This window comes from Streptomyces sp. NPDC029292 (assembly GCF_055569295.1).
The window spans coordinates 195,460-210,459 of sequence record NZ_JBVHXR010000020.1 but is presented as its reverse complement, the minus strand read 5'-3'; the positions used below and the strand labels follow the sequence as shown (position 1 = coordinate 210,459).

17 protein-coding genes, 5 tRNA genes and 1 pseudogene are annotated in these 15,000 nt (G+C 69.5%); 16 read left to right on the top strand and 7 right to left on the bottom strand.

What is annotated here, in order from left to right; translation table 11 throughout:
* Positions 1-128: 128 nt before the first annotated feature.
* From ACZ4WS_RS36150 to ACZ4WS_RS36125, 6 genes are all read left to right on the top strand, one after another.
* Entirely contained in the window at positions 129-860 is a 732-nt protein-coding gene (locus ACZ4WS_RS36150; protein WP_467987098.1) for an HAD family hydrolase, read from the top strand.
* 93 nt (positions 861-953) lie between these two features.
* Positions 954-1,025 (top strand) — tRNA-Gln (locus tag ACZ4WS_RS36145).
* 41 nt (positions 1,026-1,066) lie between these two features.
* Positions 1,067-1,139, top strand: a tRNA-Glu gene (locus ACZ4WS_RS36140).
* Positions 1,140-1,201: 62 nt separating this feature from the next.
* Positions 1,202-1,274, top strand: a tRNA-Glu gene (locus ACZ4WS_RS36135).
* Positions 1,275-1,295: 21 nt separating this feature from the next.
* Positions 1,296-1,367, top strand: a tRNA-Gln gene (locus ACZ4WS_RS36130).
* A 20-nt stretch (positions 1,368-1,387) separates the two neighbouring features.
* A tRNA-Glu gene (locus ACZ4WS_RS36125) sits at positions 1,388-1,460 on the top strand.
* A gap of 53 nt (positions 1,461-1,513) precedes the next feature.
* On the opposite strand, the gene ACZ4WS_RS36120 is transcribed toward ACZ4WS_RS36125, so the two are convergent.
* Positions 1,514-2,158, bottom strand: a complete 645-nt coding sequence (locus tag ACZ4WS_RS36120; protein WP_467987096.1) for a MerR family transcriptional regulator — start codon at positions 2,156-2,158, stop codon at positions 1,514-1,516.
* A gap of 110 nt (positions 2,159-2,268) precedes the next feature.
* On the opposite strand from ACZ4WS_RS36120, the gene ACZ4WS_RS36115 reads away from it, so the two are divergent.
* Positions 2,269-2,787, top strand: coding sequence for a DUF4188 domain-containing protein (locus ACZ4WS_RS36115; RefSeq protein WP_467987095.1), 519 nt, complete (start codon positions 2,269-2,271; stop codon positions 2,785-2,787).
* 74 nt (positions 2,788-2,861) lie between these two features.
* On the opposite strand, the gene ndgR is transcribed toward ACZ4WS_RS36115, so the two are convergent.
* The gene (ndgR, locus tag ACZ4WS_RS36110; RefSeq protein ID WP_028806673.1) at positions 2,862-3,578 is read right to left on the bottom strand and encodes an IclR family transcriptional regulator NdgR; all 717 of its coding nucleotides are present in this window, start codon (positions 3,576-3,578) and stop codon (positions 2,862-2,864) included.
* Between the two features lie 191 nt (positions 3,579-3,769).
* Here ndgR and leuC point away from each other — a divergent pair, with 191 nt between their 5' ends.
* The 4 genes from leuC (at position 3,770) to ACZ4WS_RS36090 (ending at position 7,095) form a co-directional block, all read left to right on the top strand.
* Positions 3,770-5,200, top strand: a complete 1,431-nt coding sequence (gene leuC / locus ACZ4WS_RS36105; RefSeq protein ID WP_467987094.1) for a 3-isopropylmalate dehydratase large subunit — start codon at positions 3,770-3,772, stop codon at positions 5,198-5,200.
* 6 nt (positions 5,201-5,206) lie between these two features.
* Positions 5,207-5,800 carry a 3-isopropylmalate dehydratase small subunit gene (gene leuD / locus ACZ4WS_RS36100; RefSeq protein WP_467987093.1) on the top strand — a complete coding sequence of 198 codons (594 nt, stop codon included), beginning with the start codon at positions 5,207-5,209 and terminating at the stop codon, positions 5,798-5,800.
* A gap of 278 nt (positions 5,801-6,078) precedes the next feature.
* The gene (locus ACZ4WS_RS36095; protein WP_467987091.1) at positions 6,079-6,309 is read left to right on the top strand and encodes an SCO5555 family protein; all 231 of its coding nucleotides are present in this window, start codon (positions 6,079-6,081) and stop codon (positions 6,307-6,309) included.
* A 138-nt stretch (positions 6,310-6,447) separates the two neighbouring features.
* Entirely contained in the window at positions 6,448-7,095 is a 648-nt protein-coding gene (locus ACZ4WS_RS36090) for an HU family DNA-binding protein (protein ID WP_467987090.1), read from the top strand.
* Positions 7,096-7,294: 199 nt separating this feature from the next.
* Here ACZ4WS_RS36090 and ACZ4WS_RS36085 read toward each other — a convergent pair whose 3' ends face one another.
* Both ACZ4WS_RS36085 and cofC read right to left on the bottom strand, forming a co-directional pair.
* Complete coding sequence (locus ACZ4WS_RS36085; RefSeq protein WP_467987089.1) at positions 7,295-7,498, bottom strand: hypothetical protein; 204 nt, start codon at positions 7,496-7,498, stop codon at positions 7,295-7,297.
* Positions 7,499-7,507: 9 nt separating this feature from the next.
* Entirely contained in the window at positions 7,508-8,146 is a 639-nt protein-coding gene (cofC, locus tag ACZ4WS_RS36080) for a 2-phospho-L-lactate guanylyltransferase (RefSeq protein ID WP_467987088.1), read from the bottom strand.
* Positions 8,147-8,291: 145 nt separating this feature from the next.
* Here cofC and ACZ4WS_RS36075 point away from each other — a divergent pair, with 145 nt between their 5' ends.
* The 3 genes from ACZ4WS_RS36075 (at position 8,292) to ACZ4WS_RS36065 (ending at position 11,321) form a co-directional block, all read left to right on the top strand.
* The gene (locus ACZ4WS_RS36075; protein ID WP_467987087.1) at positions 8,292-9,062 is read left to right on the top strand and encodes a lysophospholipid acyltransferase family protein; all 771 of its coding nucleotides are present in this window, start codon (positions 8,292-8,294) and stop codon (positions 9,060-9,062) included.
* Positions 9,059-10,069 (top strand): NAD(P)H-dependent glycerol-3-phosphate dehydrogenase, encoded by a 1,011-nt coding sequence (locus ACZ4WS_RS36070; protein ID WP_467987085.1) that lies wholly within the window; start codon positions 9,059-9,061, stop codon positions 10,067-10,069. The genes ACZ4WS_RS36075 and ACZ4WS_RS36070 overlap by 4 nt, the downstream gene beginning before the upstream one ends.
* Before the next feature lie 94 nt (positions 10,070-10,163).
* Positions 10,164-11,321 carry a D-alanine--D-alanine ligase family protein gene (locus tag ACZ4WS_RS36065; protein ID WP_467987083.1) on the top strand — a complete coding sequence of 386 codons (1,158 nt, stop codon included), beginning with the start codon at positions 10,164-10,166 and terminating at the stop codon, positions 11,319-11,321.
* A 15-nt stretch (positions 11,322-11,336) separates the two neighbouring features.
* Here ACZ4WS_RS36065 and ACZ4WS_RS36060 read toward each other — a convergent pair whose 3' ends face one another.
* Positions 11,337-11,846 (bottom strand): DUF3515 domain-containing protein, encoded by a 510-nt coding sequence (locus ACZ4WS_RS36060; protein ID WP_467987082.1) that lies wholly within the window; start codon positions 11,844-11,846, stop codon positions 11,337-11,339.
* A 20-nt stretch (positions 11,847-11,866) separates the two neighbouring features.
* A complete protein-coding gene (locus ACZ4WS_RS36055; RefSeq protein ID WP_028802415.1) occupies positions 11,867-12,100 on the bottom strand; it encodes an Lrp/AsnC family transcriptional regulator in 234 nt (77 codons plus the stop codon).
* Positions 12,101-12,306: 206 nt separating this feature from the next.
* Between ACZ4WS_RS36055 and ACZ4WS_RS36050 the strand changes: the two genes are divergently transcribed.
* Positions 12,307-13,272, top strand: coding sequence for a thiamine-phosphate kinase (locus ACZ4WS_RS36050; protein WP_467987081.1), 966 nt, complete (start codon positions 12,307-12,309; stop codon positions 13,270-13,272).
* Complete coding sequence (thiD, locus tag ACZ4WS_RS36045) at positions 13,269-14,075, top strand: bifunctional hydroxymethylpyrimidine kinase/phosphomethylpyrimidine kinase (protein WP_467987080.1); 807 nt, start codon at positions 13,269-13,271, stop codon at positions 14,073-14,075. Before ACZ4WS_RS36050 ends, thiD begins: the two co-directional genes overlap by 4 nt.
* Here the strand turns inward: thiD and ACZ4WS_RS36040 are convergent.
* A pseudogene (locus ACZ4WS_RS36040) lies at positions 14,050-14,993 on the bottom strand (Rossmann-fold NAD(P)-binding domain-containing protein). The gene thiD and the pseudogene ACZ4WS_RS36040 sit on opposite strands and share 26 nt — an antisense overlap.
* Positions 14,994-15,000: the final 7 nt, after the last annotated feature.

Below are 15,000 nucleotides of genomic sequence, written 5' to 3'. Positions count from 1 at the left end.
CGCCACCCGGCCCGGGTGGCGCCCCCTTCGTCGTCCCCTCCATGACCCCCATGCACCCCCCATGACCCACTCCCATGACAACTGCCGACCGGCAGACGTGCTTCAGGGCCGCGCGTTACCGTCGGATCATGAGCATTCGAGCCGTGGTCTGGGACGTCGACGACACCCTCTTCGACTACACGTCCGCGGACCGCACCGGTATGCGCGGACACCTCACGGCCGAGGGCCTGCTCGATGGGTACGAGACCGTGGAGGAGGCCGTGGCGCGGTGGCGGGAGGTCACCGACGCCCAGTGGGCGCGGTTCGCGGCCGGGGAGACGTCCTTCGAGGGGCAGCGCCGGGATCGCGTACGGGTCTTCCTGCGCGAGGAGCTGACCGACGCGGAGGCCGACGCCTGGTTCCTGCGCTACCTGGCCCACTACGAAGCTGCCTGGGCTCTCTTCCCGGACGTCCTGCCCGTCCTCGACGCCCTCGCCGCCAGCCACCGGCACGCGGTGCTCTCCAACTCCAGCATCCACGTCCAGGAGCGCAAGCTGCGCGTTCTCGGCGTCCGTGACCGCTTCGAGGCCGTCCTGTGCGCCGCCGAGCTCGGCGTCTCCAAACCCGAGGCCCAGGCGTTCCTGGCCGCCTGCGACGCCCTGGAACTGCCCCCGTCGCAGGTCGCCTACGTCGGCGACCACCCGGAGATCGACGGGCGGGGTGCCGCGGAGGCCGGTCTGCTGTCGGTCTGGATCGACCGGGACGGCGCGCACACCGGAGCAGACGCGTACAGCGGCCCCCACCGCATCGCGTCCCTCGCCGAACTCCCCACGGTCCTCGGCGCCGATACCCGTTTTGGAGCGCCGTCCACCTTCAGGTAATGTTCTTCCTGCGCCGCCGGAGAGCGGGCCGAAAGGTCCGAAAACCCGGAGGCGCAAGCTAAAACAAGATCCCCGCAAGGGATTGTGTTTCAGTGGCCTATGGTGTAATTGGCAGCACGACGGTTTCTGGTTCCGTTAGTCTAGGTTCGAGTCCTGGTAGGCCAGCTCGCAGAGCTTATCTGCATCGCAGACACCAGTTCTGCAAGGCCCCCGTTGTGTAGCGGCCTAGCACGCCGCCCTCTCAAGGCGGTAGCGCCGGTTCGAATCCGGTCGGGGGTACTGATCCTTCCCAGGGGGACAGTCCGGGTCGCACCCACTGACTCTCATGCAGGATCGCTAGGGCCCCCGTTGTGTAGCGGCCTAGCACGCCGCCCTCTCAAGGCGGTAGCGCCGGTTCGAATCCGGTCGGGGGTACTCGGTGGTCTAGACCACCTTTGGGCTATGGTGTAATTGGCAACACGACGGTTTCTGGTTCCGTTGTTCTAGGTTCGAGTCCTGGTAGCCCAGCTGGATCATCCGTGATCCTTGCCCCCGTTGTGTAGCGGCCTAGCACGCCGCCCTCTCAAGGCGGTAGCGCCGGTTCGAATCCGGTCGGGGGTACAACAGGAAGGCCCTCCACTTCGGCGGAGGGCCTTCGTCGTGCCCGGCGCCGGCTACTCGAAGCCGTACCGCCGCGTCGACTCCTCCTCCTGGGCCAGCCGGTGCAGCGCCTGCAGCACCGGCTCGTTGAGGATCGCCCCCAGGATCGCGAACTCGATCTGCTCCTCCTCCGACGGTTGCGTCTCCATGAGGTTCAGGTCGAGGACAGCCATCCGGTGCATCAACTCGGCGTACGGCGTGAGCAGTTCGGCCGCCCAGTCGTAGCCGAGCCGGAGGAGCGCGGCCACGGCCACCACCAGTGAGCGGTACGCGGGGGAGATGGTCGTGAGCCGCTTGGCGTTCTCCCAGCCGAGCCGGTCCAGGAGCGTGGTGACCTCCTGGTGTGCGGCCCGGATGTACTCGTCGTCCTCGTCGGGCTCCGGTACCTGCGGCAGCGCCCACATGGCCGCGCCCAGGCGGAGCGCGCGGCCCGGGGAGTCGTCGTCCACATGTCCGAGCACTTCGCGGACCGTCGCCACCGGCACCCGGCCGACCTGGATCATCGCGCGCACCAGCCGCAGCCGGCGCAGCTGCTCCTCGTCGTACTCGGCCGTGGTCGCGTTGACCTGGCGGCCGGGCGTCAACAGACCTTCACGCAGGTAGTACTTGATCGTCGCGACGGACACACCGCTGCGCTCGCTCAACTCGGCCAGCCGCATCTCTCGCGCCTCTCTTCGGGGGGCTTGCGCCCCTCCTTGGGAAGTGTCACTATCCAAGCATTGCTCAGAAGGATAGTGCCGCTATCCGATCGGAGATCCGGGGGATCGTCATGTTCGCGAAACCGATACCGGGCCACACCACCGCCGCAGTCGAAGGTGACGCGGTCGTGTTGCTGATCGGCATGCGCATCAACCACTTCTGGGCCGTGCACCACTGGCTGCCGGTGCTCCTCGCGATGCCGCGCATGCTGCGTGAACTGCAGAAGGACAAGAGCCGCGGACTGCTCGGCCACGTGCTGCTGACGGCGTCCCCGCGGACGTACTACGTCGTCCAGTACTGGGAGTCCAAGGAGAAGCTCTACGCGTACGCGACGTCGCCCGACATGCTCCACCACAAGGCGTGGGCGATCATCAACCGCCAGGAGCGGGCCGGAAAGATGCGCGCACACGTCGGGCGGTGGCACGAGAGCTATGTCGTGCCGGAGGGGGCGTACGAGTCGATCTACGCCCACATGCCGGCCTTCGGGCTCGCTGCGGCGCACGGTCAGGTGCCGCTGGAGAAGCGGGGCCGACGGGCCAAGGACCGGTTCGCGTACCGGTCGGCGGAGGGTGCCGAAAAAGCCGGGTGACCGGGGGGGATCGGGGGAACGAAGGGGCCTGCCGCGGCGTTGAGGCAGGCCCCTTCGTCGATGTCCCCGAACAGTCAGCCGGTGCGGCGCAGGGCCTCGGAGAGGCGGCCGGCGGCGTCGATGACCGCCTGGGCGTGCATACGGCCCGGGTGGCGCGTCAGGCGCTCGATGGGGCCGGAGACGGAGACGGCGGCCACCACGCGGTTCGAGGGGCCGCGTACGGGCGCGGAGACGGACGCGACGCCGGGCTCGCGCTCGCCGATCGACTGGGCCCAGCCGCGGCGCCGTACGCCCGACAGGGCCGTCGCCGTGAAGCGGGCGCCCTGCAGGCCGCGGTGCAGACGCTCCGGCTCCTCCCAGGCCATCAGGATCTGGGCAGAGGAACCGGCCTTCATGGTGAGCGTGGAGCCGACCGGGACCGTGTCCCGAAGGCCCGACAGGCGCTCGGCCGCGGCGACGCAGATGCGCATGTCGCCCTGGCGGCGGTAGAGCTGTGCGCTCTCGCCCGTGATGTCACGCAGGTGCGTGAGCACCGGCCCCGCCGTCGCGAGGAGGCGGTCCTCGCCGGCGGCTGCGGCCAGCTCGGCCAGGCGGGGGCCGAGAATGAAGCGGCCCTGCATGTCGCGCGCCACCATGCGGTGATGTTCAAGTGCCACGGCGAGGCGATGTGCCGTGGGTCGTGCCAGTCCGGTCGCCGCGACCAGGCCCGCGAGGGTGGCCGGACCGGACTCCAGAGCGCTCAGGACAAGGGCTGCCTTGTCCAGAACGCCGACGCCGCTACTGTTGTCCATGCAACGATACTCGCGTCTCACTCTGTGAAACGCAAGTTCAATTTTCCGTGGAACGCGCCACCCTTGTAGACACAGCGGCCCGCGGACCAACGGGCCCGGCGGACGACGTACCGGTACGAGGGGTACGAACGTTGCCGCCCCGGAAATCTCTAGTTGGGCCGGCGCCACACAGGCCGGCCGGAGGGAAAGCGATGGGTAGGACACTCGCGGAGAAGGTCTGGGACGACCATGTCGTCCGGCGCGCCGAGGGCGAGCCCGACCTCCTCTTCATCGATCTGCACCTGCTGCACGAGGTGACCAGCCCGCAGGCCTTCGACGGTCTGCGTCAGGCGGGGCGCCCGGTGCGCCGCCTCGACCTCACCATCGCCACCGAGGATCACAACACCCCGACCCTCGACATCGACAAGCCCATCGCGGACCCGGTCTCCCGGGTCCAGCTGGAGACGCTGCGCAAGAACGCCGCCGAGTTCGGCGTGCGGCTGCACTCGCTGGGCGACGTCGAGCAGGGCGTCGTCCACGTGGTGGGACCGCAGCTGGGTCTGACCCAGCCCGGCACCACCGTGGTCTGCGGTGACTCCCACACCTCCACGCACGGCGCCTTCGGCGCGCTGGCGTTCGGCATCGGCACCTCCCAGGTGGAGCACGTGCTGGCCACCCAGACGCTGCCGCTGGCCCGCCCGAAGACCATGGCCATCACCGTCGACGGCGAACTGCCCGACGGCGTGACGGCCAAGGACCTGATCCTGGCGATCATCGCCAAGATCGGTACGGGTGGCGGCCAGGGCTACATCCTGGAATACCGCGGCTCCGCCATCGAGAAGCTCTCGATGGAAGCCCGGATGACCATCTGCAACATGTCGATCGAGGCCGGTGCCCGCGCGGGCATGATCGCCCCGGACGAGACCACCTTCGCGTACCTCAAGGGCCGCGCCCACGCCCCCGAGGGCGAGGACTGGGACGCCGCCGTCGCGTACTGGAAGACCCTGAAGTCGGACGACGACGCGGAATTCGACGAGGAGGTCGTCATCGACGCCGCCTCCCTGTCGCCGTTCGTCACCTGGGGCACCAACCCCGGCCAGGGCGCGCCGCTTTCGGCGTCCGTCCCCGACCCGGCTTCGTACGAAGACGCTTCGGAGCGCCTGGCCGCCGAAAAGGCCCTGGAATACATGGGGTTGACCGCCGGACAGCCGCTGCGCGACATCAAGGTCGACACCGTCTTCGTAGGTTCCTGCACCAACGGCCGTATCGAGGACCTGCGCGCCGCCGCCGAGATCGTCGGGGGCCGCAAAGTCGCCGACGGCGTACGGATGCTGGTGGTCCCCGGCTCCGCGCGGGTCGGTCTGCAGGCCGTCTCCGAGGGCCTGGACGTGGTCTTCAAGGAGGCCGGCGCCGAATGGCGGCACGCGGGCTGCTCGATGTGTCTGGGCATGAACCCCGACCAGCTGGCCCCCGGTGAGCGCTCCGCGTCCACCTCCAACCGCAACTTCGAGGGCAGGCAGGGCAAGGGCGGCCGGACGCACCTGGTCTCGCCGCAGGTCGCCGCCGCCACCGCCGTGCTGGGCCATCTGGCTTCGCCGGCCGACCTGTCCGACGCCGACGTCCGTACGCCCGCTGGAGTCTGATCAGCCATGGAAGCATTCACCACGCACACCGGCCGGGCCGTCCCGCTGCGCCGCAGCAACGTCGACACCGACCAGATCATCCCCGCCCACTGGCTCAAGAAGGTGACCAGGGACGGCTTCGAGGACGGGCTGTTCGAGGCCTGGCGCAAGGACGAGAACTTCATCCTCAACCGGCCCGAGCGGGCAGGCGCCACGGTCCTGGTCGCCGGTCCCGACTTCGGCACCGGTTCCTCGCGCGAGCACGCCGTCTGGGCGCTGCAGAACTACGGCTTCAAGGCCGTCATCTCCTCCCGCTTCGCCGACATCTTCCGCGGCAACTCGCTCAAGAACGGCCTGCTCACGGTGGTTCTGGAGCAGAAGATCGTGGACGCGCTGCAGGAGCTGACGGAGCAGGACCCGCAGGCCGAGATCACGGTCGACCTGGAGGCCCGCGAGGTGCGCGCCGAGGGCATCACCGCCGCCTTCGAACTCGACGAGAACGCCCGCTGGCGGCTGCTGAACGGCCTGGACGACATCTCCATCACCCTCCAGAACGAGGGCGACATCGCGGCGTACGAGGCCAAGCGGCCGTCGTACAAGCCGAAGACGCTCCAGGTCTGACGCGAGGGCCGGATCCGCGGCTGACGCAAGACTGATTTCGGCCACGGCAACACCCCGCTGTACCCCCAATCGTGGACGGTTGGGGGTACAGCTGTGTCTGCCCTCGGACGGCTCCGGTTCACCCCTTCGAAGGGCTCCAACTCCCCTAGTTACAAAGGCGATTGCTTGGGTACGCGCACCAAGGTCCCGCGTCGTTCCGAGGTGCTCAGAACCCCCTCCAGGGGCGGCAGTTACCCCCTGCGCAGGCGACAACTCGCCCCAGATGGCACAATCTGTGCATGGAACACGACGGCCAACTCGAGCTCTATACGGCAGTCGCGGCCCAACTCAAGGAAGCGCACACAAGAGTGCGTGCACTGCAAGTCCCGGAGGGCGTACGGATGGCGCTGACCCGGAAGCTGCTGGTCATTACGGCCGTGGCCAAGCACGATCTCGCCGATGCGACAAGGCGTCTGGAGCGGTTCACCTCCGACCTCGACGAGGGGCGATTCCTCGAAGGGGAACGCTGAGGAACTCCGCGACAGCCCGAGTTCGTTGCGGCACAAGGGTGATTAGCCCGTTTCGTGTTTGATTTGCGGTATATATCTGCCTAACGTGCGAAAAAGCTTGAACGCATTCGTTCGGGCAATGTCTCCGAAGGGGAAGACGTGAACAAGGCGCAGCTCGTAGAAGCGATTGCCGACAAGGTCGGCGGGCGTCAGCAGGCCGCCGACGCGGTCGACGCCGTACTGGACGCCATCGTCCGTGCAGTTGTCGGCGGGGACCGGGTCTCGGTCACCGGCTTCGGTTCCTTCGAGAAGGTGGACCGTCCGGCTCGTTACGCCCGCAACCCGCAGACGGGTGAGCGTGTTCGGGTCAAGAAGACCTCCGTGCCGCGCTTCCGCGCGGGCCAGGGCTTCAAGGACCTGGTGAGCGGCTCGAAGAAGCTCCCGCGTGGCGGCGAGGTCGCCGTCAAGAAGGCCCCCAAGGGCAGCCTGACCGGCGGCGCGGCGGTCACGGTCAAGAAGGCCGCGGCCAAGAAGGCCACCACCGCCAAGAAGGCGGCGGCGAAGAAGACGGTCGCGAAGAAGGCGGTCGCGAAGAAGACCACCGCCGCCGCGAAGAAGACCACGGCCAAGAAGACGACCGCCAAGAAGACCACGGCGACCGCCAAGAAGGCCACGGCCAAGAAGACCACCGCCAAGAAGGCGACGGCCAAGAAGGCCCCGGCGAAGAAGGCGACGGCCAAGAAGGCCCCCGCCAAGAAGTCGACGGCTCGCAAGACCACCGCCAAGAAGGCCACCGCCCGCAAGTAGCAGGGGCGCAGGGCAACTCACGCGCCGGGCCGGGCTCCCACCGGGAGCCCGGCCCGCGGCGTGTTCACGGCGCTCGGAACGCCTTTCGCGGCGCTCGGGGCGTCATTCGTGGCGCTTGGGGCGCCTTTCGTGGTGCTTGGAGCGTCATTCACGGTGCTTGGGGCGTCTTTCGGGGCGTCCCAAGCACCGTTCGCGGCGTCTAGAGCGTCTGCAGCGTGATCAAGGTGATCCGGAGCGTCTCGCCCTCGCCCTCGGTCTCGATACGCACCCGCTGTCCGGGGCGCAGCAGCCGCAGACCGCCCGCGTCGAACGCCGGGCCGTCGAAGGGCACCGGGGTGCCGTCGTCGAGCAGCACCTGGCCGCTGCGGGTCTCGGGGTCGTACGTGTACGAGGTCGCCTGCATGGCGGCAGCCTACTGTTCGGGAATCAGCAGGCGCGCGGCGACCGCGGCCGTACGCGGGCCCACGCCCAGCGCGAGCGCCGCCCGCAGATCGTCGCCGGTGTCGACGTCCTGACGTACGGAATCCACCGCGGTGAGGTGGAGTTCCATGGCCCCCGAAGCGCGATGCCGGGCGCGCGAATCGATGCCGAAAGCCGGGAGCAAATTCCGGCCCGGGGCAGCGGCCAGCAGAGTGGTACCGATTGCGGCGGCATCGGGGAGAAAAGCGCGGGGGAATTCAGCGGCCGCGTCGAGTACCCGGGCCAATTCCAGGGGGCGCAGTGCGGGCAGATCGGCGTTCAGAGCCGCCACGGCGCTTTCGGGACTTCGGGAGCGTACGGCCGACGCTCCGTGCGTCAGAGCGGCGTTCAGGCCGCCGGCCGGCTCGTCCCGGACGATGCGGGCGCCCAGCGCGGCCAGCTCCCTCCCGGCCAGGGCGTCGTCCGTGACTACCGCCACATCGCACACCACCGCGCAGGCCAGCGCGGCCGCCACGGTGTCCTGCGCGAAGGCGAGGGCGAGGCCGGGGCGCACCCCGTCCGCGGCGGTGTCCGACAGCCTGCTCTTGGCCCGCGCCAGGGGTTTGAGGGGTACCACCAAGGTCCACTGCACGAGCGCTCCGTCCCTCCCTTGTTCGCGCCCATTGTGACCCGGCAACCCTGGCGGCCCGGAAGCCGGGGCGTACGGTGTTCTCGACAGACAAGCGGCCTGGGGCGACACTTGTGCGGCCCCCCAGGCCCTAGAGGAAGGTGTCCGCGTGCCCCGCCGCAGAATCGGCTTCTGGTACCGCTTCGCAGCGGTCCTCTGCAAACCGCCACTGGTGGTTCTGATCAAGCGGGACTGGCGCGGAATGGAGAACATTCCGGTCGAGGGCGGATTTATCACCGCGGTGAACCACAATTCGCATGTGGACCCGTTCGCGTATGCGCACTATCAGTACAACACCGGGCGTGTTCCGCGATTCCTGGCGAAGGCGGCCCTTTTCAAGAAGGGATTCGTGGGGGCCGCGATGCGCGGCACCGGACAGATCCCCGTCTACCGCGAGAGCACCGACGCGCTGAGCGCCTTCCGGGCCGCGATCGACGCCGTGGAGCGCGGTGAATGCGTCGCGTTCTACCCCGAGGGCACCCTCACCCGCGACCCCGACGGCTGGCCGATGACCGGCAAGACCGGCGCCGCGCGGGTCGCCCTGCAGACCAAGTGCCCGGTGATTCCGGTCGCCCAGTGGGGCGCCAACGAACTGCTGCCGCCGTACGCCAAGAAGCCCAACCTCCTTCCGCGCAAGACCCACCACGTGCTCGCGGGCCCCCCGGTGGACCTTTCGCGCTTCTACGAGAAGGAGATGACCCCGGACGTCCTCAAGGAGGCGACCGAGGTCATCATGGCCGCCATCACCGCGCAGCTGGAGCACCTCCGCGGTGAGAGGGCGCCCGGGAAGCCGTACGACCCGCGCGAGGTGCGCATCGCACAGCGCCGCAGGGCCGCGGCCATGGAAAAAGCACAGCAGGAAGAGGGGCAGGGCACGTGAGCAAGCCGGTCAAGGCGGCAGTCTTCGGGACCGGATCGTGGGGTACGGCCTTCGGCATGGTGCTAGCCGACGCGGGGTGCGACGTCACCCTGTGGGCGCGCCGCCCCGAACTCGCCGAAGCGGTCAACTCCACGCGGATGAACCCGGACTACCTGCCCGGCATCGAACTTCCGGAGAATCTGCGGGCCACCACGGATCCCGCGGAAGCCGCGCGCGACGCCGACTTCACCGTGCTCGCCGTGCCCTCCCAGACCCTGCGCGCGAACCTGGCGGAGTGGGTGCCGCTGCTCGCCCCGAACACCGTGCTCGTCTCGCTCATGAAGGGCGTCGAACTCGGTACGGTGAAGCGGATGAGCGAGGTCATCGAGGAGGTCGCCAAGGTCTCCCCGGACCGTGTCGCCGTGGTCACCGGACCCAACCTCGCCAAGGAGATCGCCCAGCGCATGCCCGCCGCCGCGGTGGTCGCCTGTCGCGATGAATCGGTGGCCCAGCGCCTCCAGGCCGCCTGCCACACGCCGTACTTCCGTCCGTACACGATCACGGACGTAGTGGGCGCCGAACTCGGCGGCGCGGTCAAGAACGTGATCGGTCTCGCCGTCGGTATCGCCGACGGAATGGGCCTCGGAGACAACGCCAAGGGCTCACTGATCACCCGTGGCCTCGCCGAAACCACCCGCCTCGGGCTCGTCATGGGCGCCGACCCGATGACGTTCTCCGGCCTCGCGGGTCTCGGTGACCTCGCCGCCACGTGCTCCTCGCCGCTCTCGCGCAACCACACCTTCGGCATCAACCTCGGCAAGGGCATGACCCTCCAGGAGACCATCGCGGTCACCAAGCAGACCGCCGAGGGCGTCAAGTCCTGCGAGTCCGTGCTGGATCTGGCCCGCAGACACGGCGTCGACATGCCCATCACCGAGACGGTCGTCAGCATCGTCCACGAGGGAAAGCCGGGGGTCGTCGCCCTCAAGGAGCTGATGTCGCGCAGCGCGAAGCCCGAGCGGCGCTGATCATCAACGCTGTGCAACGGCTCGTACGACGCTGAGCAACGGCCGTCGTGGGGCGCTGACTCACCCCCGTACCAACGGGTACTCTCAACCCGATATGAGCACCGAGAACCTCCCCCAGAGCCCCGAGCAGCCGCCTCGCAAGCCGCGCGTGGCCGTCGTCTTCGGCGGCCGCAGCTCCGAACACGGGATCTCCGTGGTCACGGCCGGCGCCGTCCTGCGCGCCATCGACCGGACGAAGTACGACGTCCTGCCGATCGGCATCACCCAGGACGGCCGTTGGGCGCTCACCGCGGACGAGCCGGAGCGAATGGCGATCATCGACCGGCAGCAGCCCAGCGTCGAGCAGCTCGCCGAGTCGAGCGAGGGCGGCGTGGTGCTCCCCGTCGACCCGGCCAACCGCGAAGTCGTCTACAGCGAACCGGGTTCCGTCCCCAAGGCCCTGGGTGAGGTCGACGTCGTCTTCCCCATGCTGCACGGCCCGTACGGCGAGGACGGCACCCTCCAGGGTCTCCTGGAGCTCTCCGGAGTCCCGTACGTCGGCTCGGGCGTGCTCGCCTCGGCCGTCGGCCAGGACAAGGAGTACATGAAGCGGGTGTTCACCTCCTTCGGGCTGAAGGTCGGCCCGTACGTGGTGATCCGGCCCCGCGAGTGGGAGCTCGACCCGTCCGCCGCCCGCAAGAAGATCGCCGAGTTCGCGGGCGAGCACGGCTGGCCGCTGTTCATCAAGCCCGCGCGCGCGGGGTCCTCGTTCGGCATCACGAAGGTCGACTCCTTCGAAGGCCTCGACGAGGCGATCGAGGAGGCCCAGCGCCACGACCCGAAGATCATCGTGGAGGCGCTGCTGCGCGGCCGCGAGATCGAGTGCGGGGTCCTGGAGTTCGAGGACGGGCCGCGCGCGAGCGTGCCCGCCGAGATCCCGCCGGTACAGTCCCACGACTTCTACGACTTCGAGGCGAAGTACATCGACTCGGCCTCCGGGCTGGTGCCCGCGCCGCTCACCGAGGAGGAGACCGCCGAGGTGCAGCGGCTGGCCGTCGAGGCCTTCGACGCCGCTTCCTGCGAGGGTCTCGTCCGCGCGGACTTCTTCCTCACCGAGGACGGCGAGTTCGTGATCAACGAGATCAACACGATGCCCGGCTTCACGCCGATCTCCATGTACCCGCGGATGTGGCAGGAGAGCGGGGTCAGCTACCCGGAGCTCGTCGACCGCTTGGTCCAGGCGGCGCTGCGGCGGCCGACGGGGCTGCGCTAGACGCCGTACGCGCGCTCAGGAGGCGATCCCCTTCGGGATCGCCTTCTTGATGGACGGGGCCAGGTCGACGAGTACCCCGGAACTGTCCCGCCCCTTGGGCACGGTCACCTCGACGTACGCGCGGCGCAGACTGGTGGTGAAGCGGTACGCCCCGTCGTCCTGCTTCTCCATCAGCCAGCCGACGCCGTCCACGCCGCCGCCGACCGCGTTCGGGTCGTCGCCGGTGGCCACCTTCGGGTCGACCATCTTCGGGGGCTTGTCGACACCGCAGCGCAGTATGATCGCCGGGCCTCCCCAGCCCGCGGTCAGCGCGGACCGGGGCTCGGGATCGTTCCGGTCGAGGCCGTCCACCTTCTTCGGCAACGCTTTGTCCAGGTTCTGACACAGCTTGGTGACCTTCGCGTCCGGGCTGGGAACCACGGCCGAGGCGTCGTCGTCTGCTGAGGAGCAGCCCGTGGCGGCGATCAACAGTGCGAGAACGGGCAGCCCGAAGGAAGTGGTGCGCCGGTGACGGAAAGAGTTCACCGGCCAAGGGTAGACGGGGGCTAGAGGTGCACGACCGGGCAGGTCAGGGTGCGGGTGATGCCGTCCACTTGCTGGACCTTCGCAACCACCATGCGGCCGAGTTCATCGACCGTGTCGGCCTGGGCGCGCACGATCACGTCGTACGGTCCTGTCACGTCCTCGGCCTGGATCACCCCCGGGATCTTGCTGATCGTCTCGGCGACGGTCGACGCTTTGCCGACCTCCGTCTGGATCAGGATGTACGCCTGTACCACGGAACCTCCAGGGCGGCCACGAGGATCATGTGGGGAAAAGGAACGCCACGGTATCGCGTCGCCGCTCGCCGCGGGGAGACCCGCGGTGGCTGGGGCTTGCGCGCCGGGGTGCACGGACTGCACAAGTTGACGGTCAACTCGACCGTACCGAGTACGGAGACGGCTCGCGACCGGGCACGGGTAGCGACAGAGGGAGCACTACGATCATGAAGGGCACCGTGGGCGAGTTGGGGGAGTTCGGGCTCATTCGAGAGCTCACCTCGCGCCTCACCACCACCCCGGCGGTCCGGGTCGGTCCCGGCGACGACGCCGCGGTGGTGGCCGCGCCCGACCGCAGGGTCGTGGCGAGCACCGACATTCTCCTGGAGGGGCGGCACTTCCGCCGCGACTGGTCGACGGCGTACGACGTCGGGCGCAAGGCGGCCGCGCAGAACCTCGCCGACATCGCGGCGATGGGCGCCGTACCGACCGCGCTGCTGCTCGGCCTGGTCGTCCCGGCCGAACTCCCGGCCACCTGGCCGTCCGAGATGATGGACGGGCTGCGCGACGAGTGCCAGGTCGCGGGCGCGGCCGTGGTCGGCGGCGACGTCGTACGCGGCGACACCATCATGGTGTCGATCACCGCGCTCGGCGATCTGCGCAACCACGAGCCGGTGACCCGGGGCGGGGCCCAGCCCGGCGACGTGGTCGCCGTGACGGGCTGGCTGGGCTGGTCGGCGGCCGGATTCGCGGTGCTCTCCCGGGGCTTCCGCTCGCCGCGCGCCTTCGTCGAGGCCCACCGGCGCCCCGAACCGCCGTATCACGCGGGTCCCGCGGCCGCCGGGCTCGGCGCCACGGCGATGTGCGACGTGAGTGACGGCCTGATCGCCGATCTGGGACACATCGCGGAGGCGAGCAAGGTGCGGATCGACATCCGCTCCGGCGACATCGACATTCCGTCCCAGATGAACGACATCGGGCAGGCCGTCGGCGTCGACCCCATCCAGTGGGTGCTCACCGGCGGCGAGGACCACGCGATCGTCGCGACCTTCCCGCCGGACGTGAAGCTGCCCGCGCGCTGGAAGGTGATCGGCGAGGTGCTCAACCCGTCGGCGCTGCCGCAGGTCACGGTGGACGGGGCGCCGTGGACGAGCAAGGGCGGCTGGGACCACTTCGGGGACATCGAGTCGTGAGTGCGCCGCCCAGGGTCCTGACGGTCGCGGGCTCCGACTCCGGCGGCGGAGCCGGGATCCAGGCCGACCTGAAGACGATGCTCGCGCTCGGCGTACACGGCATGAGCGTGATCACCGCCGTCACCGCGCAGAACTCCCTCGGCGTACAAGGCGCTTGGGAGCTGCCGGTGGACGCGGTGCGCGCCCAGTACCGCAGCGTCGTCGACGACATCGGAGTCCAGGCGGTCAAGACCGGCATGCTCGCGTCGGCCGAACTCGTCGAGACCGTGGCCGAGTTGATCGGCGCCACGGACGCGCCGGCCGTCGTCGATCCGGTCGGCATCTCCAAGCACGGGGACTCCCTGCTCGCCGAGTCCGCCCTCGACTCCGTACGCACGAAGCTGCTGCCGGTGGCGACCGTCGCCACGCCGAACCTCGACGAGGTCGCCCAACTGACGGGGGTGCGGGTCGAGTCGGAGGACGGGATGCGCCGGGCCGCGGCGGCCGTGCTGTCGTACGGGCCGCGGTGGGTGCTCATCAAGGGCGGTCATCTGCCCGGTGACGCCCTGGACTTGCTGACCGACGGCTCGGACGAGCACTGGCTGCGCGCGCCCCGCCACGACAACCGGCACACCCACGGCACGGGCTGCACCCTCGCGTCCGCGATCGCGTCGCAGCTCGCCAAGGGGGAGTCGGTGCCGGAGGCGGTCGCGGCGGCCAAGGAGTACGTCACCGGGGCGATCGCGGCCGGGTTTGCGCTCGGGGGCGGGATCGGCCCGGTGGATCATGGCTGGGCCTTCAGACGGGGTACTCCCTCAGCTTGATGCCGGTGACCGCCTTCTCGGTGAGCTTCTTGAAGAAGCCCGCGAGGGGGCGTGAGCTGAGGAGCCGGTACATACGGTCGCGGCTGCGGATCCTCCGCTCGGTCGCCCGGGGCGAAGAACGGGCCCGCGTTGCCGGAGATCTTCTGGCAGCCCTGGGCGAAGTCCCGGATCCGCGTCTCGTACTCGGCGAACGCGGTGGTCGCCGTCCGCCAGGGCCAGCTCCCCGGCGAGGACGTACGCGCCGACGATGGCGACCCCGGTGCCCATGCCGCCCATGGTGGCGTCGTACCCGGCGTCCCCGAGCAGCGCCACGGGCCCCTGGGTGAGTCGGTCGACATGGATCTGGGCGATCGCGTCGAAGCACAGGTCGTCGGCCTCCTTCAGGTCCTTGAGGACCTCGGCGCCTCCCAGCCCATCCCGACGAACCGCTCGGCGAGGATCCGCTTCTGCGCGGTCACGTCACGGGGTCGAACGTCAGCTTCTCGGACCGGAAGACGAGCAGCGCGCCCGCCCGGTCCGGATCGCCGTCGTAGTTGCCGAGGGCGATCGCCCGGCCCGGTTCGCTGTAGACGCGGCCGGTGCGGTCCAGGCCCACATGATCCGCGCCAGCTCGCCGCGGTAGATCTCCACGTCTCCGCTCATCAGCTCGGCCGGCAGATCGACGCGCGGGGTGCCGTCGGCGTCGACGACGGTCTGGCGGCCCATGTGGGTCTGGCGGGCGTGGATGTCGTCCCAGATGCCCATGGCGGTCAGGACGGTCCGGTGGACGTGCCCCCGGAAGTCGACCGCGAACCCGCCCCCGCGCAGCTCGGCGGCCTTCTCGACGACCGTCACACGGGCGCCGTACCGGGCGAGGTTCAGTGCGAGGGCGGGGCCGGCGCCCGTGTGACGGTCGTCGAGCAGAAGCAGGGTGAGCAGGACGCGG